This window comes from Pseudomonas sp. REP124 (assembly GCF_020164475.1).
Classification (GTDB): Bacteria; Pseudomonadota; Gammaproteobacteria; order Pseudomonadales; family Pseudomonadaceae; genus Aquipseudomonas.
The window spans coordinates 1-18,142 of record NZ_JAIQWX010000044.1; the positions used below are offsets into that span (position 1 = coordinate 1).

Here is an 18,142-nt window from a genome sequence, read left to right on the forward strand (position 1 = left end):
CCCTGTAGGAGCGAGGCTTGCCCGCGAAGACGTATCCGGAATCACCAAATTATTTCAGCTCGGCAGACACCTTCTCCGCCACATCCTTCGGCAACCACGCCTTCCAAACATCCGGATGCTTCTTCATGAAATCCTCCGCCGCCTGGCGCGGTGGGGTGTGTTTTTCGCTCATGTCGGCCAGGGCCTTGTTCAGCGGATCGATGGGGAAATCGACCTTGCTGAAGAACTCGGCGATCTGCGGATATTGCTTCTGGAACGGCGTGGACACGCCAATGGACAGCTTCGAAGGCAGCGAGCGGGTGGGTTTTGGGTTGGGGTTGTCGGCGTCGGTCAGGGTCTTCCAGGCTTCGGCGTCGAATGGCGGTTCCTCAAGCTGGACCAGTTTGAAGCGACCGAGTAACGGCGTGGGCGACCAGTAGTAGAACAGCACCGGCTTGCCGCGGCGGATCGATGAACTGATCTCGGCATCCAGCGCCGCGCCGGAGCCGCTACGGAAGTTCACGTAACTGTCGTCCAGACCATACGCTTTCAACTTCTGCTTGTTGACCACTTCCGAGGTCCAGCCAATCGGGCTGTTGAGGAAACGCCCTTTGCTCGGCGCCTCCGGATCCTTGAAGACGTCTTTGTATTTGGGCAGGTCAGTGACACTGCGCAGGTCTGGCGCCATGGCCTTGATGCCCTTGGCCGGATCGCCCTTGATCACGTATTCCGGCACCCACCAGCCTTCGGTCGCCCCCTTGACCGTATCGCCCAGGCTCACCACCTTGCCTTCGGCCTCCGCCTTGACCCACACCGGACTGCGCCCGGCCCACTCTTCGCCAATGACCTGAATGTCATTGTTGGCCAGGGCGGTTTCCAGGGTGATAGTGGTGCCGGGCAAGGTATCGGTCGACAGGCCGTAGCCCTTCTCGACGATGATTCTCAGGATATCGGTGATCAGACTGCCGCTTTCCCAATTGAGGTCGGCGAAATGCACCGGCGTCTGGGCCGCGAGCACCGGAGCGGGTGATGCCAACACAGCGAAAGTGGTCAGGCTCGCAGCCAGCAAGCGTCGAAAACCTTTCATGCTTTTGCACCTCGTGCTGTTCGCAGCAATAGCAGGATGGCCTGGCAGAAGACCGCAAAGCCTCTGAAACTTCAGTCAACTGACTGTAGTAGAGGTTCCTGCTTTCGAGGGATTCAGATCAATTTTCGGAAATTTCCTGCATCCGCGTCAGCTCTCGTCTGACCATGTTGGCGTATTCAGGCGGGCGCAAACCGTAGAGTTCAGAGGCCACCCAATTGAGCCATGCGCCCTGCAGAACGGTCTTCTGCGCGAACAGTCTCCGGGCTTCGGCCTCGGCGCGGGCCTGGTTCTGTTCATGGAATTCGGCGCGGGGCTGGCTCATCACTCGCTGGCCTTGAAGGTCACCAACTCGCCCTTGCGCCATTTGGCGGCCTTGGCGGTTACGGCCTTGAGGGTTTTGGTCAGGCCTTCCTGCAACTGCTGGTGAGCGGCGAAAACCGTTACCGCACTGTGGCCTTCCTTGAACACGATGGCTTCGCCGTCGGCGGTGGTCACGAAGGCGTAGTCACCAAGGCCGTAGACCGTCATTTTGATGTCGCGGAATCTGATTTCCAGCTTGCCGCCTTCGCGACTGGGCAGGACCGAGGCGCTGAAATGATCGCCGACCTTGAGCTTGAGCCCTGGCTTGTCGTCGACCACCAGTGCTGACTCAGTGTCGAGCTCCGCCACATAAATGCCTTCGGCGCTCTGCTCAGTGATGTAGACGAAACGAGATTGAAACAGTTTGACCAGCTTCGCGCGCAAATCACCCAGCACGAACAACGCATGCATATCGAGATTACTTACTGCCAAGGAACCATCCCCACATCTGAAAATGACGCCGCACGCATAAAAGGCGCACAGCCGAAAAAAGCGGCAATGCCGAAAGTGAAACTTGATAAACCCCAATCGTGTGGCGGATGAGCTATGCACTCCCCCATCCCGAGGCCTGAGCAGACTACTGGACGATGCTCGCCTCGTCTTGCCTGGCTTTCGTCAAAGGTTGAAGGAAAACGCCCTTCCTACAGCCAGAAGAATACGGACTATCGACTTCAGGGAAAAAACTCTTAAAAAAAAGCACTTTTCTGACATATCGCAAGCCGAAAATTGCTTTAGATACGATCACTCACCCCACCAGTGACGGTGATTCTAGAGCAGCCATGCTCGCCGAGACTACCCATACGGACGTACATACGTCGGTAAAAACAACGAAAAGGACTTCATATGTGCACGCTTACACACTTTGCCCAACCCTTTGCACCATTGCAGGTTTCAGGTTCGCCGACTATACGACAAGCTGAACTTCACTCACGTTCCCCCGAAATCCCGCGCTTCCAAGTGATATTGGCCGGGAATTCGTTCTTTCATATCAAGGAAATTTCCACCGGGCATGTAAGAGGTTTCCGCGTCGATCACAACGAAGCCTGCGCCCTCGCCCGAGCGCTGGAGGCAACGCATTGAAAGCCTGAAGATCAGCTTTGCGGTCTATGCTCACTGCTGCGTTTGAACATTGGATTGAATATCGATTTCGAACTCTTGAAGCTCGCCTTCATCAGAAATAGAGACAACGAACTTCAGAATCCGATTCACCCTGCCAGGAGATGAAAATGGAATCACCGACCCACGACTTGAAAGGTTTGTTCGACCAGCTCGGCCTGGACTCCACCCAGAAAGCTATCGACGATTTCATTGCCAGTCATTCACCGCTGCCAGAGGACAAGAAACTCATCGACGCGGAATTCTGGACGCCGCAACAGGCGGGCTTTCTCAAGGAGCAACTGCGCGAAGACGCCGACTGGGCGCGGGTGGTGGACGATCTGAACCTGCGCATGCACCAGGTCCACTGACCTCAATGCAGGCTGTCCGGCGTCTCGACCTTCAGTTGCGCGATCCAGGCAGCCTTGCACTCCTCCGCCTCATCCCGGCTCGAAAACGCCGTGCCCCGGCGTTCGCCATTCAGCAGTACCACCCAGCACACACTTTGTCCCAGGGCCCGCAGACTGGCGGGTACGCCGCTGCCAATCATTACTGCCACATCGACTTTGCTTTGCATGTTGCTCTTCGAACTCCGTTAGCAACCTAACTATATCGTTATGGTACGAAGTCTTCAGGTGCGGAAACAATATTGGGTTTGTAGAGCTTTCTTTCCAAAGTCGTAACAATCGCCAGATAAAATCCATTCCCCCTGTGGGAGCGAGCCTGCTCGCGATGGAACTCGGAACACCGCGGACATCAGGCCGCCAACGTTATCGTTGACGACCATCGCGTGCTTGCTCGCTCTTACAGTGTATTTTGCGGTTTGTACCCCAACCGCAACCCACCCCAATGCCGCCCCTTGAGCATGATCGGCACCGACAGATCATGCATCAGCTCCCCCGTATCGCGCGTATAGGTTTGCAACAGCACCGGCTGCTGATGGCTGCCACACCGAATCCCGGTGCGGTCGGCGAACTTGCGTTTGGTACGGTTATGCACGGTGTCTGCCTGTACATCACCGGTCAGCGGCTGGCTGAACACCTTGTTGTGAGTCGGCACGTAACCCTGCTGCGTGCAGGCGATGGCAAACACCAGTCCTTCATGACGCAGCAGCAGCGGTTCCTGAATCGCCGGCAAGACCTGGTCGGTATAGCCATCGAACCGCGTCTGGTATTTGACCGGCTGAGTGCCGGCAATCGCCTGGTAGTTACGGTCGAACAAATCATCAAGACTGACCCGACCCGCATCGATGTCCGCCTCGAAACGCTCGGCGATCAGGTTTGCGCCCTCCCGCGCCAGGTCGTAGATCCGTTGGTGATAGTCATCCAGCCCGACTTCCGCCAACCGCTCGCTGATGCTCTCGGCCTGCCCTTCCATCTGCACCGCCGCCTCGGACAGGCGCCGGGTCTGCTGATCACTGACGGACAGGTCGCTACGCATCTGCTCAATGGCGTGGAACAGGCTGTCCAATTGCTCGCGATTGGTCTCGGCACCCCGAGCGATCTCCCCGACCTGACCCTCGACGCCGGCCGCCAGGCGGGCGATGTTTTCCAGGTGCTGACCGGTGTGCTCGACCTGCTCGACGCCAGTGTCCAGGTCGCTGGACAACTGACGGATCTGCTCCACCACCTGCGCGGTGCGCTGCTGGATATCCGCCACCATCTCGCCTACTTCCCCAGTCGCAGTAGCCGTACGCGCGGCGAGCCCGCGAACCTCATCGGCCACCACCGCAAAACCCCGACCATGTTCACCGGCCCGCGCCGCTTCGATCGCCGCGTTCAAGGCCAGCAGATTGGTCTGGCTGGCGATGGACTGGATCACCAGGGTCACGCGCTGGATATCGTCGCTGCGCAGACTCAAGGCTTCGATCAACTGACGGCTGCCACTGGCCCGTTCGCTGAGTTGATGCATCCGCGTAATCGACTCGACCAGCTCAGCTCGCCCAGCCGCGCCACTGCGATGCGCTTCACTCGCCGCACTCAGCGCCTCTCGACTCAAGGTCGATGTAGCCTGTTCGGTGGCGATCATCACTTCGGCGTTGCTGACGATTTGTGCCGCGGCGCCCAGTTGCGACTGCAACCGGTCAGCCAGTTGCCTGACGGAAAAGGCCACGCCCGCGGCGGACAGCGCGTTATGGCTGGTGGTGCGGGAAAGATCGCGGGTCAACGCGGCGATGGCGTCGCCGGTATCGACAGCGGCGGTTTGGGGAGTCGCGCGCGAGCGCAGGCGTGGCAGCCAGACAATCAGCACAGCCATTGGCAGGCCAACATACAGCGGCCAGCTTTGAAGGCTCATGCCACACAGCAACAGCATCAGGGCGATACTTTGCAATGTTGGTGTCAGCCAGCGATTTTTCGGCAGCAGCAACGGGGCCGCGACAGCCAAAGCTTCGATAGCCCGAGTCTCGTCTTTCGTCATCTTTGTCACCCCAGACATTTTCTAATTGTTGTCGTCGCATTAAGCGCCACTAAAAAGCCATTATCTATGGTGCTTTAGTCGAGGGCGTTGCAGCAGATCAACGGAAGAAACGGGAAAATCGGGGGCAACAGAAAAAAGATCGCAGCCTTCGTCAGCGCTCCCATGTTGGAGCTGCCGAAGGCTGCGATCTTTTCAGGACAACCGGCAGGACACCGATTGCCGTACGAAATCAGGCTTGACGCTGGTGCTTGTCGATCTGCTCGTGACGTTCTTGAGCTTCGATGCAGTACTTGGTGGTCGGGCTGATCAGCAGGCGCTTGAGGCCAATAGCCTCGCCACTGTCGTCGCACCAGCCAAAGCTGTCTTCTTTGATGCGTTCCAGAGCTTGTTCCAACTGAGGCAGCATGCGCTGGTCGCGATCGATCGCGTTTACCAGCCAGGTGCGCTCTTCTTCGACCGAAGCCGCGTCAGCCGGATCGGCCGGGCTGTCCAGGCTCTCGATGGCGATGCGATTCTGCTCAATGCGCTCATGGGTTTCGACTTTCATGTTCTGCAACAGCTCGGAGAAAAAAGCATGTTGCTCGGCATTCATGTAGTCATCCGCCGGCATGGCCAGCAACTTGTCCTTTGTCATTGATATCTCTATAAAAAAACGTGCATTAAGGCGAATTAGGGAGCATTGCGACAAACCTGTTCAGGCCATCGCGAAGGCGCCGTTTGTTCCAAGCGCCACCCGGCACTCAATTTACGAGGGGCGGCAGTCTAAGGCCGACTTGAGGCCTCAGCAACTGAAAAGACAGCGAATTTGTCCGACAAGGCCTCGAAAATGCGCTATGGCAGGCATTCAGGCGGATATCGGAGTGCGTTTATAGCAAGAAATTCAATTCAGCGGGCCTATATGGAAGACAAACGGCTGGGCGGAGGGAAGCCGTTTGCAGGTCGCGCCGGCTCGGCTAAGGTTGACCTTCCCGTTATGGCTGACTCAAGGAGCGATTAAATGAAGCTGATCGGCATGCTGGATTCGCCTTTCGTACGACGCGTTGCCATCTCCGCCAAACGCCTGGGCATCGACCTGGAACAGCACTCGGTGTCGGTATTCCGCACGTTCGAGCAGTTCCAGCAGATCAATCCCGTGGTCAAGGCCCCGACCCTGGTGCTGGACGACGGCGAGGTGCTGATGGATTCGACACTGATCATCGACTACCTCGAAACCCTCGCCGGCCCCGACCGCAGCCTGATGCCGAAGGCAATCGATCAACGCCTGCGCTCGTTGCGCCTGATCGGCCTGGCATTGGCCGCGTGCGAAAAATCCGTGCAGCTATATTACGAACGCAACCTGCGACCGGCCGAGATTCAATTCCAGGCCTGGTCGGAACGGGTGGAGGGACAATTGGCCGCAGCCTACAACGCACTGGAAAGGGAATTGGAAAAGCAGCCACTGGACACCGACGCCCCGATCGACCAGGCCGGCATCACCCTGGCCGTGGCCTGGAGCTTCACCAATCTGGTTGTACCGGACCAGGTCTCGCGCGAAGCCTTCCCGAAGATCGCGGCGTACACCGAATATGCCGAGGGGCTTGAGGTGTTCATTAGTACGCCGATTGAATGAGATTGACCCGACGTCATCGCGAGCAGGCTCGCTCCCACAATTAACCGCCCCCCCCTGTGGGAGCGAGCCTGCTCGCGATAAAAATCAAAAGGCCGAACGCAATACGAAAAAGCCGCCTCTACTAAAGAAGCGGCTTGCACCGATATTAATGCATGAACAACGCAATCAGAATAATGATCGGGATCGGTACACCGAGAAAGAACAGCAGTAATGAGCGCATGATGATTCTCCTGATTTAGCGAACTGGCGTGTTGGTAACGTAGGTGTCGGTTTCCACATACACCACGGCATCCCGGCGACGGCCGCCGAAGGTTGCGGCGAGGCTGGCAAAGAAGGCGCCGATCAACAGTGCAACGAACATCCACAAGGTCGTCCAGGCAGCGACTTTAGCGGCGGTGTCGGCGGCCTCCTTGGCGGTCTGTTTGGCATCGGCCACGGCTTTCTGCGTGCGGGCATAGACTTCATCCACACGACGCTCGGCATCGGCCTGGGACAGGTTGGTTCGCTGGGCTACAAGCTGTGCTAGGTAGGTGCGGTCCTCGGCAGACAGCTGGCCGTCGGCGATCGAGCGTACGAAGATGCGGGTCACAGTGCCCCGGGCTGCGTCGTCACTGACGGCGACCGGGCGATCATCGCGGAACAGACTGTCGATGTAATAGTCGTACTGATCACTGTCAGTATTGGCAGCCGCAGTGCCTGCCGCCTGCGTCATCGCAGAGGCTGCGCCACCGGCAACTTGCGCCCCGGCCTGAACGCCACCGCTGACTACACTACTGACCGACCCCGCTACCAGCGTCGCGGTCACCAGCGTCGCCACGCACCAGGCAAGAAAGCCGTGAGCCGTGTCGCGAAAGTAAACTTCGTCGCCATGCATGTAAGACCACTTCACCCGAAGACGCCCGGCAATGTAGCCACCGAGCCCGGACGCTACAATTTGCGTAAACGCCAGCCAGACGATCGTCGTGATCCCCAGGCTCTTGGCGCTCATGCCCTCATTGGCCCAAGGCGACACTGCGGAAAAACCCAGGCCAAATCCCAGCATCACCAATATAAGCGACAGCGCCGCCGCGGCCGCGGCCCCGGCGAAAATCGCGCCCCACGACACGCCAGACACGGCGGTCGATTCCTCCAGGCCGGCGGCATAGAAGCCATCATTGGATCTATTCATTGTTATGTCGCTCCAGGCAGTAAATATGGTGTTACAACTCTCGAATCAGCCGTTGCAGTCACCGTGCCAGTCCCGACTATTGATTAAATCCTTATATTTCAGCTAGTTATAAATATTGAACTTCCAATCCTCATGCAATATGCAATGAAGAGCCCAGGTCGACGGGATTTATGCATTAGCGCAGAGACCTTTTACCGCTCATGAACTTTTATTTAGTAAGCCGACAGGCAATTCTTGGCAAAATGCCGTTCACTTTGTATCGAACCGATTATCAGGCCAACCCATGACCCGCATCTTGACCATCGAAGACGACGCCGTGACCGCCCGGGAAATTGTCGCCGAATTGAGCAGCCACGGCCTTGACGTCGACTGGGTCGACAATGGACGCGAAGGTCTGGAGCGGGCGATCAGCGGCGACTATGACCTGATCACCCTCGACCGCATGCTGCCCGAGCTCGATGGCCTGGCGATCGTCACCACCTTGCGCAGCAAGGGCGTGGCCACGCCGATCCTGATGATCAGCGCCCTGTCCGATGTCGATGAGCGTGTGCGCGGCTTGCGTGCCGGCGGCGACGATTACCTGACCAAGCCTTTCGCCACCGATGAAATGGCCGCCCGGGTCGAAGTCCTGTTGCGTCGGCAGAACACCCGCACCGCCCAGGCCACCACCCTGCGGGTCGCCGATCTGGAGCTGAACCTGATCAGCCACGAAGCCAGCCGCGATGGGCAGATGCTCACGCTGCTGCCCACCGAGTACAAACTGCTGGAATTCCTGATGCGCAACACCGGGCAAATCCTCTCGCGGATGATGATTTTCGAGGAGGTCTGGGGTTATCACTTCGATCCGGGCACCAACCTGATCGACGTGCACATCGGCCGTCTGCGCAAGAAGATCGACCCACCTGGCAATGCCCCATTGATTCGAACCGTGCGAGGCTCGGGTTATGTCATTGCCGAACCCGTCTAAAGGCTGGCGTTCTTCCAGCAGTCGTCTGCTGGCGCTGTACAGTGCGTTGTTCGTGGCCTGGAGCGGCATCCTCATGGGGGTCATGTACTACGAGGTGTCCGCGTACCTGGACAACCTGGCCAAGCATTCGCTGATGCAACGTCAGCATCTGTTCTCACGTTTCCAGGGCGAGCAACTGGTGGACGCCCTCGCCGTCAGCATGACGTTCGACATTCGCGGCATCGACGCCTATGGCCTGTTCGATCGCGAGCACCGCTACCTCAACGGCGCCCTGCGCAGTATTCCCGAAGGTCTGCCGCTGGACGGCAAGATCCACATGCTCAGCGAATGCGCCGACTCGGACGACCCGACCCTGCCCTCCGACAGCTGCGACGCCGTGGCCACCCAGACCCACGACGGGCGCTGGCTGGTGCTGGTGCGCGACAACGGTTCGCTGTTTGCGGTGACCCGGATCATCCTCCACGCGTTGCTGTGGGGCATGACCCTGACCATCCTCCCGGGCATCGTCGGCTGGCACCTGCTGCGGCGCCGGCCACTGCGGCGCATCCGCGGGATTCAGGCCAGCGCCGAGGCCATCGTCGCCGGCGACCTGACCCGACGCCTGCCGCTGTCCAACCGCCGCGACGAACTGGACATGCTCGCCGCCATCGTCAACGCCATGCTCGAACGCATCGAGCGCCTGATGAACGAGGTCAAGGGCGTGTGCGACAACATCGCCCATGACCTGCGCACCCCGCTGACCCGATTGCGCGCGCAGTTGTATCGCATGCAACAACAGGCTGGCGAAGGCTCCAGCGAGGCGGCGCAGCTTGATCTGGTGCTGGCCGAGGCCGACACCTTGATGGCGCGGTTTCGCGGGCTGTTGCGGATTTCCGAACTGGAGGATCGCCAGCGTCGCTCCGGTTTCGTGCAGCTCGATCCGGTGTCGTTGCTGCAGGAGTTGCACGAGTTCTATCTGCCGCTGGCGGAGGACGATGGCCTGACGTTCACGCTGCAACTGCCGGAAACACTGCCATCGCTCAATGGTGACCGGGCACTGCTGTTCGAGGCGGTGGCGAACCTGTTGAGCAACTCGATCAAATTCACCCCGCCGGGCGGTCAGGTGATTCTGCGCGGGCGCAATGACAACGGACATACCCGCATCGAAGTCCTGGACTCGGGCCCGGGGATTCCCGAGGCTGAGCGGGTGGCGGTGTTCCAGCGTTTCTACCGTGCCGAAGCGGGCAACCTGAAAAGCGGTTTTGGTCTGGGGCTGTCGATCGTCGCGGCGATTGTCAGCTTGCATGGTTTCAAGCTGGAAGTGGGCAGCAGTGAAATGGGTGGTGCGCGGCTGGTGCTGGATTGTGAAGAGAGCCTGATTCCACAGACTTGATGACTTCTGACAAATGTCAGGCCTGAAAGATAACCCTGTGGGAGCGAGCCTGCTCGCGATGGCGGCATGTCAGGCGACACACTCTTCGCCAGTCAGACCGCTATCGCGAGCAGGCTCGCTCCCACAAAGGCTGTGCTTCTACAGGAAACTGGTGGTGTCTTTTCAAGCCGGGTAGTTAGCCCGCAACGCCTCCAACCCACCCTGATAAATCCCGGTAAACAACGCCACCACTTCCTCGTCACTCACACCCACCGGCTCAAACTGCCCAGACCAGGTAACCCGTGCACCCTGCCCCAGGGCTTCCACCTTGATGGTCGCCAGGTATGCAGTGGCCGGAAACGGCGCCTGCAGAATCGAGTAACTGTAGCTCTTCGCAACATTGTCGAACGCTTGCAGGCGTTCGATCACCACACCGCCATCCGCCGTTTGCAGACTGCGCACACGGCCGCCTTCGCTCAGTTCGCTTTTCGGGATGAAGGGCAGCCAGTCGGGCAGCGAGTCGAAGCCGCCGATCAATTGCCAGACCTGGTCGGCCGAAGCCGGGATGTCAATGAATGCTGAGGTCGTTGCCATGAGTCAATGCTCTCCAGATAAATGAAATTCAGACGGCCATGCTGTCGACAACACCGCCGTCGACCCGCAGGGCCGCGCCGGTGGTTGCAGAGGACAGCGGCGAAGCGATGTAGGCGACCAGATTGGCCACTTCCTCGACCTGCGCCACACGCTGGATGATCGAACTCGGACGGGCCTTGCGCACGAAGGCGTCGGCTTCTTCCTGGACACTGCGCCCGGAAGCGGCGATGGCGTCCTTGAGCATCTCTTCCACACCGTCGGTGAGGGTCGGGCCCGGCAGGATCGAGTTGACCGTCACCCCGGTGCCCGCCAGACGCTTGGCCAGGCCATGGGACACCGCCAGGTTGGCGCTTTTGGTCACGCCGTAGTTGATCATCTCGGCAGGGATCGCCAGGCCGGATTCCGAAGACAGAAAAATAACCCGGCCCCAGCCCTGCTTGACCATGTCCGGCACGTAATGCCGCGACAGGCGCACCCCGGAAATCACGTTGATTTCGTAGAAGCGCTCCCACTCGCTGTCCGGGGTCTCGAAGAAGTCCTCGGCGTTGTAGATCCCGAGGTTGTTCACCAGAACGTCGGCGCGAGGTTCGGCGGCGAACAGCTTCTGTGCGCCTTCTGCTGTGCCCAGGTCGGCGGTCAGCCCGCGCAGTTGAGCGCCCGGCACCTGCTCGCGAATGGTCGCCAGCGCCTGCTCCACCTTGGCCGAGTCGCGGCCGATCACTACTACCGTGGCTCCGGATTCGGCCAGTGCCTTGCTGATGCCCAGACCAATGCCGGCGGTGCTGCCGCTGACGATGGCCAGTTTTCCAGTCAGATCGATTTTCATGTTCAAGCTCCAATGTTCGACAGAGGTGCTGACACCGTGAACTGCCGCGATAACGTTTGATTGCGTGGTCAGGAGTGACCGTTGAGCGAATCCTAGAGCGTGGCGATCCGACCGTCCAAGACATAATAAGCAGGAGTTGTGCCCCGAAAGGTCTGACCTGATTTACCTCAGCCCATCCAGTGTAGAAGCTGGAGCCCGATTTACTGGTTCCTGAGGAGCGAGCTTGCTCGCGATGGTCGTCAACGATAACGCGGGCGGCCTGACACCCCGCGGTGTTCTGGCGTTCATCGCGAGCAAGCTCGCTCCTACAGGGGATGCGGACATATCTGGAAGAGATGGCTCCATCTGAATTCAGCACTACGAGTGTTGGCCAAACGCTGACTAAGATGAGCCACACCTCCCAACACAAGCCGCGACGTTGCCCGCGGCGTACAAGAAACTGGAGATCGCTCGATGAACATTGCTGTCGCCTGTGAACACCCGCCCCTGCCCGATGCCTTGCGCGACGAGTTGAGCCAGTTGCTCGGCACCCGGTTCTCCACTTCGGCCAGTGTGCGCGAGCACCATGGCACCGACATTTCCGCTCTCGATCCGGTGCCGCCCGATGCCGTGGCTTTTGCCAACAGCCTGGAAGACATCGTCGCCATCAGCACCGCCTGCCACCGCCATGACGTACCGATGATCGTCTACGCAAGCGGCACCTCGCTCGAGGGCTGGCTGCAGGCGTCCCATGGCGGGGTGAGCATCGATGTGTCGGGCATGGACAAGATTCTCGAGATCCGCGTCGACGACATGGACGCCACCGTGCAGCCGGGCGTGACCCGCAAACAGCTGAACGCCGCCCTGCACGGCACCGGCCTGTTCTTCCCCATCGACCCTGGTGCGGATGCCTCGCTTGGTGGTATGGCCGCGACTCGCGCATCGGGCACCAACGCCGTGCGTTACGGCACCATGCGCGAGAACGTGCTGGGCATGACCGCGGTGCTGGCCGATGGTCGGGTGATCAATACCGGCGGCCGCGCGCGCAAATCTTCCGCTGGCTACGACCTGACTCACCTGCTGGTGGGCTCCGGCGGCACCCTGGCGACCATCGCCGAACTGACCGTCAAACTGCATCCGATTCCCGAGGCGATCTCCGCTGCGGTGTGTCGCTTCCCCAGCGTCGATCACGCCGTGCGCACGGTGATCCAGACCATTCAGCTGGGCGTGCCGATTGCGCGTATAGAACTGATCGACGCCCTGACCGTTCGCGCCCTCAATGCCTACAGCAAGACGCAACTGCCCCAGGCGCCGTCGCTGTTTTTCGAACTGCATGGCTCCGAGGCCGGGGTCAAGGAACAGGTCGAGACCGTGCGCATGGTCGCCGACGAACACGAGGGTCAAGACTTCGAATGGGCCGTGCACCCCGAGGATCGCAGCCGGTTGTGGCAGGCGCGGCACGAGGCCTATTTCGCTGCCCTCGCCCTGCGCCCGGGCTGTCGCTCGCTGACCACCGACGCCGTGGTGCCGATCTCACGCCTGGCCGAATGCATCGAAGCCACCGCCGCGGACCTGGCGGAAAACGGCTTGGTGGCACCGATCTTCGGGCATGTCGGCGATGGCAATTTCCATGCGCTGATCCTCGTTGACCCCAATGACCCGGACGAAGTGCAGCGCGCCGAAGCCGTGGCCCATCGCCTGGCCGAGCGGGCGATCGCCATGGATGGCAGCTGCACCGGCGAACACGGCGTCGGCCTGACCAAACAACATTTCATGGCCCTGGAACACGGCGCCAATGCGGTGGACGTGATGGCCGCGATCAAGGCCGCGCTGGACCCGAAACAGCTGATGAACCCCGGCAAGATCTTCCCCCGAGGCCGTGCGTTGCGCTGAGGCGCGATAGCATGGCGGCCGGAAGGAAACCGAGGGAGTCATCATGGAAATCCGTCAGATCAAATATTTCGTCGCCATCATCGATTGCGGCAGCCTGTCCCAGGCGGCGCGTCAGGTGCACGTCGCGCAATCGGCGCTGAGCAAACAGATGTCCGCACTGGAAGCCGAACTGGGTGCGCAGTTGCTCTATCGCAGTCACAACGGAGTGATCGCCAGCGAGGCCGGCAAGGTGTTCTACGAGTATGCCCAAGGCATGCTCAAACACCTCAGCGATGCCCGCGCGGCGGTCAACAGCAGCCCGGACGCGGTCAGCGGTTCAATTGTCGTGGCCTTGCCGCAATCGGTGGCGAGCATCCTCGCCATGCCGCTGATGCGTGCGGTCAAGGCGCGCTATCCGCTGGTGGCGTTCAACTTCAATGAAGAGCTGACCGGCAACGTCATGGATCAACTGGTCCATGGCCGGGTCGATCTTGCGCTGTTCACCTCCGAGGGCCTGCCGCCGCAGGTGCAGTTCAGCCCGTTGGTGGAAGAGGACTTCTACCTGATCCACATGGCCAACGACCCCGATGCGCCGCCAGCGGGAGAGGTATCGCTGGAACAGGCACTGGCACGGCCATTGGTGTTTCCCAGCCAGGCTCACAGCCACAGCACCCGCACCCTGGTGGAGCAGGCGGTGAAACGCCATGGCCTGTCTGTGGCCGAGATCGCGATGGAGGTCAATTCGGTGCACATCCTCAAGAGTGCGGTCGAGGCAGGTATCGGCCACACCATCATGCCGTTGAACCTGGCCATGCGCGAAATCGAGGACGGCCGCCTGGTGGCCCATCGCATCGCCGCCGATGGCCTGACCCGAACCCTGGGCATTTGCAGCTGCACCACAATGCCCGCCAGTCACCTGAAAAACCTGATCTGCGAGCTGATCCGCGACGTGGTCAACGAGCTCTGCGAAAACGGCGACTGGCCCGGAGGTCGACCGCTCTGACACGTTTCATGACCGCCCCGACAACAACAAGAAAGAGGCTTGAGATGAATTCACCTGAGATCGACGACAAGGCCCTGCACTCTGCCTATTGCAAAACCGCCTGGCGGATCATTCCGCTGCTGATCGTCTGCTACCTGGTCGCTTATCTGGATCGGGTCAACGTCGGCTTCGCCAAACTGCAGATGCTCGATGACCTGAAATTCAGCGACGCCGTCTACGGGCTCGGCGCCGGAGTGTTCTTCGTCGGCTACCTGATGTTCGAGATCCCAAGCAACATCGCCCTGCACCGGTTCGGAGCTCGCCGCTGGATCGCCCGGATCATGATGACCTGGGGCCTGTTGTCGGCGGCGATGATGTTCATCCAGACGCCGATGAGTTTCTATGTGCTGCGCTTTCTGATTGGCATCGCCGAAGCGGGGTTCTTTCCGGGGATCATCTTCTACCTCACCACCTGGTTTCCCAGTCACCGGCGCGGGGTGATGATTTCCCTGTTTATCGCCGCCCTGCCGATTTCCAGCATGCTCGGCTCGCTGATTTCCGGGTGGATCATGCAAAGCCTCGACGGCGTCGCCGGTTATGCCGGCTGGCAGTGGCTGTTCGTGATCGAAGGCTTGCCCGCGGTGTTCCTGGGGGCCGCGGTGTTTTTCCTGCTGCGCGACCGGATCGCCGATGCGCAATGGCTGAGCGCCGAAGAGAAACGCGGCATGCAGGCGGCGCTGGACCGCGAAGCCAGGGACAAGCCACAGCACTCGCTACGCGACGGTTTGCTCAATCCGAAGATCTGGCTGCTGGGCGCGGTGTATTTCTGTCTGGTGCTGGGGCAATACGTGATCAGCTTCTGGATGCCGACCATCATCCGTAACAGCGGCGTCGCCGAGCCTTGGGCCATCGGCGTGTTGACCGCGATTCCCTATTCGCTCGCGGCAATCAGCATGGTCCTGGTCGGCCGTAGCTCCGATCGCCATCGCGAGTACCGCTGGCACCTGGCAATCTGCGCCTGCATCGGCGCGGGCGGCGCGATCTTTGGCACCCTGTTCGGCAACAGTCTGCTGCTGGCCATGATCGGCCTGACGGTCGGCACCGCCGCGATGATCAGCAGCCTGCCGGTGTTCTGGGGCATGCCCACCGCCGTGGTCGGCGGCGCTGCGGCTGCGGCGGGGATTGCCTTGATCAATTCGCTGGGGAATGTGGCGGGTTTTTTCAGCACCATCGTTGTGGGCTGGTTGACGCAGATGACGGGCAGTACGCAGGTGGCTATGTACTTCATGGCTGGAGCGCTGGTGTTGGGGGGTGTGTTGGGTTTGAGCGTCTCCCGCCCCGGCAAGCGCCCGGCATCGACGGTGTCTGATCCCGTTCGAATTCCATAATCTTCATACAAATCCCGGGTGGGAGCGGGCTTGCTCGCGAAGAGGGAGTGTCAGTGCCGATGATGTTGGCTGACACACCGCTTTCGCGAGCAAGCCCGCTCCCACATTGGGTGTGTGTCTTGCGCAGTATTTGTGTTCACCGAACATCCCCTGTGGGAGTGAGCCTGCTCGCGATGGCGGTGCCTGTGTTTAATGCATGTTTAACGACTGTCAGTCGTTACTTGATGAAAGCTACAGCGCCTTGCGTCATTGCCTACGGGTACGCCAGAATCCGCCGGCTTGTGCGCCTTGGGGGTGGGTTTTATCGTTTGGCGGTCGCTGAGAAATTGGCGATCGGGTTTGGTAGCCCAGTATTCCCAGACGCATAGCGCCACGTTAAGCAGAACAGTTTTTCTCTGCTCAAAATGGCGGTCATGCGTAGGGCATCTTCGGATGCGCCGGGTTTCTGGGATTGACCGGTCTACCAACCTGCGTATGGCTGCCACCCTTCGTTTGGTAGCGAAGGATGACGGCTCCAAATGCTAATAACCCCAGGAGCTTTATCAATGAAAAAACCAACACCCAACCCACCCGAATCCAAATCAATTCCCGCCGCTGCCAACATCCGCTCCACCCCTCGCAAACCCTCCACCATGTTCATCGTCGATCCCGAACTCGATGCCGAAACCCTGCTCGCCCATGCCTGCGAATCGCTGGCCTCGGCCCATGTCATGACCATGGATCTGGCGGACCTTACCGAGGGTCCGGGGCTCAACACTTTGCTGGGAATTGCGCAGGTGATCATGCTGGGTGAATTGGCGGTGAACCGGGCGCTGGATCGACTGGACCCACCATAAATTTTCGCCACACCGCAAATCCCTGTGGGAGCGGGCTTGCTCGCGAAGAAGGAGTGTCAGTGCCGATGATGTTGGCTGACACACCGCCTTCGCGAGCAAGCCTCGCTCCTACAGGCCATGTACCGAGACCGGAACAGGGTTTGGTGCTTTACTCAATGCATTCCACCCCCCAGCGAGCCCGCCACCATGAACCGCAACGACCTGCGCCGCGTGGACATGAATCTGTTGGTGATTTTCGAGACATTGATGTTCGAGAAGAACCTGACCCGGGCCGGGGAGAAGTTGTTTCTCGGCCAGCCCGCGGTCAGTGCGGCGCTGGCGCGGTTGCGGGATCTGTTCGATGACCCGCTGCTGGTACGTAACGGTCGCGTGCTGGAGCCGACGCAGCGGGCGCTGGCGATTCTCAAGGAACTGCAGCCGGCGATGGACACGATTTCCGGTGCGGTCAGCCGGGCCAAGGATTTCGACCCGTCCACCAGCCGCGATGTGTTTCGCATCGGGTTGTCCGACGATGCCGAATTCGGCCTGTTTCCGCCCCTGCTCAAACAATTGCGCGAAGAGGCGCAGAACGTGGTGATCGTGGTGCGGCGGGTGAACTTTCTGTCGATGTCGTCGATGCTCGGCACCGGGGAGATTTCCGTCGGTATCAGCTACACCACTGAACTGCCGGCCAATGCCAAGCGCAAGAAGCTGCGGGATTTGAGCGTGAAGATTCTGCGCGGGGATAAACGCCCAGGCACGCTGACTCTGGACGACTACTGCGATCGGCCCCACGCGCTGGTGTCGTTTTCCGGGGATTTGACCGGGGCCATCGACACCGACCTGGCCCGTATCGGCCGCTCGCGCCGGGTGGTGCTGGCAGTTCCGCAGTTCGCCGGCCTGCGCTCGCTGATCGCCGGCACCGACATGCTCGCCACCGTGCCGGACTACGCGGCCGAAGCGTTGATCGACGGCAGCCCTCTGCTGCGTGCCGACGATGCGCCATTCGAGATAAACCTGTCCGAACTGTCCATGGTCTGGAACGGCGTCAACGATAACGATCCGGCAGAACGTTGGTTGCGCTCGCGAATTGCGGAGCACATGTCGGCTCCACCGTCGGGGCGTTCAGCGAATTGAAATGCGGGTCGGTCTCGCGCATGTAGATCGGCAGGTCGGTCATCGGCGGCATGGCCGGGATCTCGAAGTAGATCTGCACGATCCAGCCACGGTGATAGCTGGCGTGGTTGACCACGTGCAGGAACATCGCGCCGGCGCTCATGGTGCCGCTTTCCCCGGAAACAAAGGTGAACCGCAGAGGCTTGTCCAGCGAGGCGTCGGTCTGTCGCTCCGCCCAGTCGACGTACCAGCGATCGACGGCCTTTTGCGCCTCACGCAGGTCCGAAAGCACGGGATGGATCAGGTCATGGGAGGTTTTGAAGTTGTGGCCCCGCCCTTCGAGATGGGCCTGCCAGATGCGGTCGACGACGTAGATGTGGTTCAGGGTGCCAATGATGGTGCCGAAAACGCCGGCGCGTTGTTTCTCGACCTCCCCCGCGGGTAACTGCGCCAGGTTGTCGAACAGGCGCCGATTGGCCCATGTTCGGTAGTCGGCGAGCATGTGGGCAGTGCGTACGTTGATCATCAGATGTCTC

The 18,142-nt window shown here is 60.2% G+C and carries 20 protein-coding genes; 10 read left to right on the forward strand and 10 right to left on the reverse strand.

The window, feature by feature from the left end:
- Positions 1-49 precede the first annotated feature (49 nt).
- From K9857_RS13170 to K9857_RS13180, 3 genes are all read right to left on the reverse strand, one after another.
- Positions 50-1,066 (reverse strand): ABC transporter substrate-binding protein, encoded by a 1,017-nt coding sequence (locus tag K9857_RS13170; protein ID WP_224536380.1) that lies wholly within the window; start codon positions 1,064-1,066, stop codon positions 50-52.
- A gap of 118 nt (positions 1,067-1,184) precedes the next feature.
- Entirely contained in the window at positions 1,185-1,388 is a 204-nt protein-coding gene (locus K9857_RS13175; RefSeq protein WP_224536382.1) for a hypothetical protein, read from the reverse strand.
- The gene (locus tag K9857_RS13180; RefSeq protein ID WP_224536441.1) at positions 1,388-1,837 is read right to left on the reverse strand and encodes a hypothetical protein; all 450 of its coding nucleotides are present in this window, start codon (positions 1,835-1,837) and stop codon (positions 1,388-1,390) included. Before K9857_RS13180 ends, K9857_RS13175 begins: the two co-directional genes overlap by 1 nt.
- A gap of 432 nt (positions 1,838-2,269) precedes the next feature.
- On the opposite strand from K9857_RS13180, the gene K9857_RS13185 reads away from it, so the two are divergent.
- Both K9857_RS13185 and K9857_RS13190 read left to right on the forward strand, forming a co-directional pair.
- Positions 2,270-2,506 (forward strand): hypothetical protein, encoded by a 237-nt coding sequence (locus K9857_RS13185; RefSeq protein ID WP_224536383.1) that lies wholly within the window; start codon positions 2,270-2,272, stop codon positions 2,504-2,506.
- Between the two features lie 146 nt (positions 2,507-2,652).
- A complete protein-coding gene (locus K9857_RS13190) occupies positions 2,653-2,892 on the forward strand; it encodes a DUF2789 domain-containing protein (protein WP_175378983.1) in 240 nt (79 codons plus the stop codon).
- Positions 2,893-2,894: 2 nt separating this feature from the next.
- Here the strand turns inward: K9857_RS13190 and K9857_RS13195 are convergent, their stop codons facing one another.
- The 3 genes from K9857_RS13195 to K9857_RS13205 form a co-directional block, all read right to left on the reverse strand.
- Entirely contained in the window at positions 2,895-3,098 is a 204-nt protein-coding gene (locus K9857_RS13195; RefSeq protein WP_224536385.1) for a hypothetical protein, read from the reverse strand.
- Between the two features lie 227 nt (positions 3,099-3,325).
- The gene (locus K9857_RS13200) at positions 3,326-4,957 is read right to left on the reverse strand and encodes a methyl-accepting chemotaxis protein (RefSeq protein ID WP_411961565.1); all 1,632 of its coding nucleotides are present in this window, start codon (positions 4,955-4,957) and stop codon (positions 3,326-3,328) included.
- 211 nt (positions 4,958-5,168) lie between these two features.
- Positions 5,169-5,573 (reverse strand): TraR/DksA family transcriptional regulator, encoded by a 405-nt coding sequence (locus K9857_RS13205; protein ID WP_224536388.1) that lies wholly within the window; start codon positions 5,571-5,573, stop codon positions 5,169-5,171.
- Positions 5,574-5,936: 363 nt separating this feature from the next.
- Here K9857_RS13205 and K9857_RS13210 point away from each other — a divergent pair, with 363 nt between their 5' ends.
- Positions 5,937-6,548 (forward strand): glutathione S-transferase, encoded by a 612-nt coding sequence (locus K9857_RS13210; protein WP_224536390.1) that lies wholly within the window; start codon positions 5,937-5,939, stop codon positions 6,546-6,548.
- Positions 6,549-6,783: 235 nt separating this feature from the next.
- Here the strand turns inward: K9857_RS13210 and K9857_RS13215 are convergent, their stop codons facing one another.
- Positions 6,784-7,716, reverse strand: coding sequence for a hypothetical protein (locus tag K9857_RS13215; protein ID WP_224536391.1), 933 nt, complete (start codon positions 7,714-7,716; stop codon positions 6,784-6,786).
- Positions 7,717-7,999: 283 nt separating this feature from the next.
- On the opposite strand from K9857_RS13215, the gene K9857_RS13220 reads away from it, so the two are divergent.
- Together K9857_RS13220 and K9857_RS13225 are read left to right on the forward strand one after the other, a co-directional pair.
- A complete protein-coding gene (locus tag K9857_RS13220) occupies positions 8,000-8,683 on the forward strand; it encodes a response regulator transcription factor (protein WP_224536393.1) in 684 nt (227 codons plus the stop codon).
- Complete coding sequence (locus K9857_RS13225; protein ID WP_224536394.1) at positions 8,661-10,055, forward strand: sensor histidine kinase; 1,395 nt, start codon at positions 8,661-8,663, stop codon at positions 10,053-10,055. Before K9857_RS13220 ends, K9857_RS13225 begins: the two co-directional genes overlap by 23 nt.
- Positions 10,056-10,217: 162 nt before the next feature.
- On the opposite strand, the gene K9857_RS13230 is transcribed toward K9857_RS13225, so the two are convergent.
- A complete protein-coding gene (locus K9857_RS13230; protein ID WP_224536396.1) occupies positions 10,218-10,628 on the reverse strand; it encodes an SRPBCC family protein in 411 nt (136 codons plus the stop codon).
- 28 nt (positions 10,629-10,656) lie between these two features.
- Complete coding sequence (locus K9857_RS13235; RefSeq protein ID WP_224536397.1) at positions 10,657-11,454, reverse strand: SDR family NAD(P)-dependent oxidoreductase; 798 nt, start codon at positions 11,452-11,454, stop codon at positions 10,657-10,659.
- Positions 11,455-11,907: 453 nt separating this feature from the next.
- Between K9857_RS13235 and K9857_RS13240 the strand changes: the two genes are divergently transcribed.
- The 5 genes from K9857_RS13240 to K9857_RS13260 all read left to right on the forward strand — a co-directional run bounded on the left by K9857_RS13240 (position 11,908) and on the right by K9857_RS13260 (position 17,627).
- Positions 11,908-13,326, forward strand: coding sequence for an FAD-binding oxidoreductase (locus K9857_RS13240; RefSeq protein WP_224536399.1), 1,419 nt, complete (start codon positions 11,908-11,910; stop codon positions 13,324-13,326).
- A 43-nt stretch (positions 13,327-13,369) separates the two neighbouring features.
- Positions 13,370-14,308 carry a LysR substrate-binding domain-containing protein gene (locus K9857_RS13245; protein WP_224536400.1) on the forward strand — a complete coding sequence of 313 codons (939 nt, stop codon included), beginning with the start codon at positions 13,370-13,372 and terminating at the stop codon, positions 14,306-14,308.
- A gap of 44 nt (positions 14,309-14,352) precedes the next feature.
- Positions 14,353-15,675 carry an MFS transporter gene (locus K9857_RS13250; RefSeq protein WP_224536402.1) on the forward strand — a complete coding sequence of 441 codons (1,323 nt, stop codon included), beginning with the start codon at positions 14,353-14,355 and terminating at the stop codon, positions 15,673-15,675.
- 545 nt (positions 15,676-16,220) lie between these two features.
- Positions 16,221-16,511, forward strand: coding sequence for a DUF6124 family protein (locus K9857_RS13255; RefSeq protein WP_224536403.1), 291 nt, complete (start codon positions 16,221-16,223; stop codon positions 16,509-16,511).
- Between the two features lie 186 nt (positions 16,512-16,697).
- Positions 16,698-17,627: a LysR substrate-binding domain-containing protein gene (locus tag K9857_RS13260; protein WP_224536404.1), complete on the forward strand. Its 930-nt coding sequence runs from the start codon at positions 16,698-16,700 to the stop codon at positions 17,625-17,627.
- On the opposite strand, the gene K9857_RS13265 is transcribed toward K9857_RS13260, so the two are convergent.
- Positions 17,539-18,132 (reverse strand): DinB family protein, encoded by a 594-nt coding sequence (locus tag K9857_RS13265; RefSeq protein ID WP_224536406.1) that lies wholly within the window; start codon positions 18,130-18,132, stop codon positions 17,539-17,541. The genes K9857_RS13260 and K9857_RS13265 overlap by 89 nt on opposite strands.
- Between the last annotated feature and the right edge of the window lie 10 nt (positions 18,133-18,142).

Bases quoted from the DNA above. Each gene is read 5' to 3' on its own strand.
- K9857_RS13170 (WP_224536380.1), bottom strand. From the start codon at position 1,066: ATGAAAGGTTTTCGACGCTTGCTGGCTGCGAGCCTGACCACTTTCGCT.
- K9857_RS13175 (WP_224536382.1), bottom strand. From the start codon at position 1,388: ATGAGCCAGCCCCGCGCCGAATTCCATGAACAGAACCAGGCCCGCGCC.
- K9857_RS13180 (WP_224536441.1), bottom strand. From the start codon at position 1,837: ATGCATGCGTTGTTCGTGCTGGGTGATTTGCGCGCGAAGCTGGTCAAA.
- K9857_RS13185 (WP_224536383.1), top strand. From the start codon at position 2,270: ATGTGCACGCTTACACACTTTGCCCAACCCTTTGCACCATTGCAGGTT.
- K9857_RS13190 (WP_175378983.1), top strand. From the start codon at position 2,653: ATGGAATCACCGACCCACGACTTGAAAGGTTTGTTCGACCAGCTCGGC.
- K9857_RS13195 (WP_224536385.1), bottom strand. From the start codon at position 3,098: ATGCAAAGCAAAGTCGATGTGGCAGTAATGATTGGCAGCGGCGTACCC.
- K9857_RS13200 (WP_411961565.1), bottom strand. From the start codon at position 4,957: ATGTCTGGGGTGACAAAGATGACGAAAGACGAGACTCGGGCTATCGAA.
- K9857_RS13205 (WP_224536388.1), bottom strand. From the start codon at position 5,573: ATGACAAAGGACAAGTTGCTGGCCATGCCGGCGGATGACTACATGAAT.
- K9857_RS13210 (WP_224536390.1), top strand. From the start codon at position 5,937: ATGAAGCTGATCGGCATGCTGGATTCGCCTTTCGTACGACGCGTTGCC.
- K9857_RS13215 (WP_224536391.1), bottom strand. From the start codon at position 7,716: ATGAATAGATCCAATGATGGCTTCTATGCCGCCGGCCTGGAGGAATCG.
- K9857_RS13220 (WP_224536393.1), top strand. From the start codon at position 8,000: ATGACCCGCATCTTGACCATCGAAGACGACGCCGTGACCGCCCGGGAA.
- K9857_RS13225 (WP_224536394.1), top strand. From the start codon at position 8,661: ATGTCATTGCCGAACCCGTCTAAAGGCTGGCGTTCTTCCAGCAGTCGT.
- K9857_RS13230 (WP_224536396.1), bottom strand. From the start codon at position 10,628: ATGGCAACGACCTCAGCATTCATTGACATCCCGGCTTCGGCCGACCAG.
- K9857_RS13235 (WP_224536397.1), bottom strand. From the start codon at position 11,454: ATGAAAATCGATCTGACTGGAAAACTGGCCATCGTCAGCGGCAGCACC.
- K9857_RS13240 (WP_224536399.1), top strand. From the start codon at position 11,908: ATGAACATTGCTGTCGCCTGTGAACACCCGCCCCTGCCCGATGCCTTG.
- K9857_RS13245 (WP_224536400.1), top strand. From the start codon at position 13,370: ATGGAAATCCGTCAGATCAAATATTTCGTCGCCATCATCGATTGCGGC.
- K9857_RS13250 (WP_224536402.1), top strand. From the start codon at position 14,353: ATGAATTCACCTGAGATCGACGACAAGGCCCTGCACTCTGCCTATTGC.
- K9857_RS13255 (WP_224536403.1), top strand. From the start codon at position 16,221: ATGAAAAAACCAACACCCAACCCACCCGAATCCAAATCAATTCCCGCC.
- K9857_RS13260 (WP_224536404.1), top strand. From the start codon at position 16,698: ATGAACCGCAACGACCTGCGCCGCGTGGACATGAATCTGTTGGTGATT.
- K9857_RS13265 (WP_224536406.1), bottom strand. From the start codon at position 18,132: ATGATCAACGTACGCACTGCCCACATGCTCGCCGACTACCGAACATGG.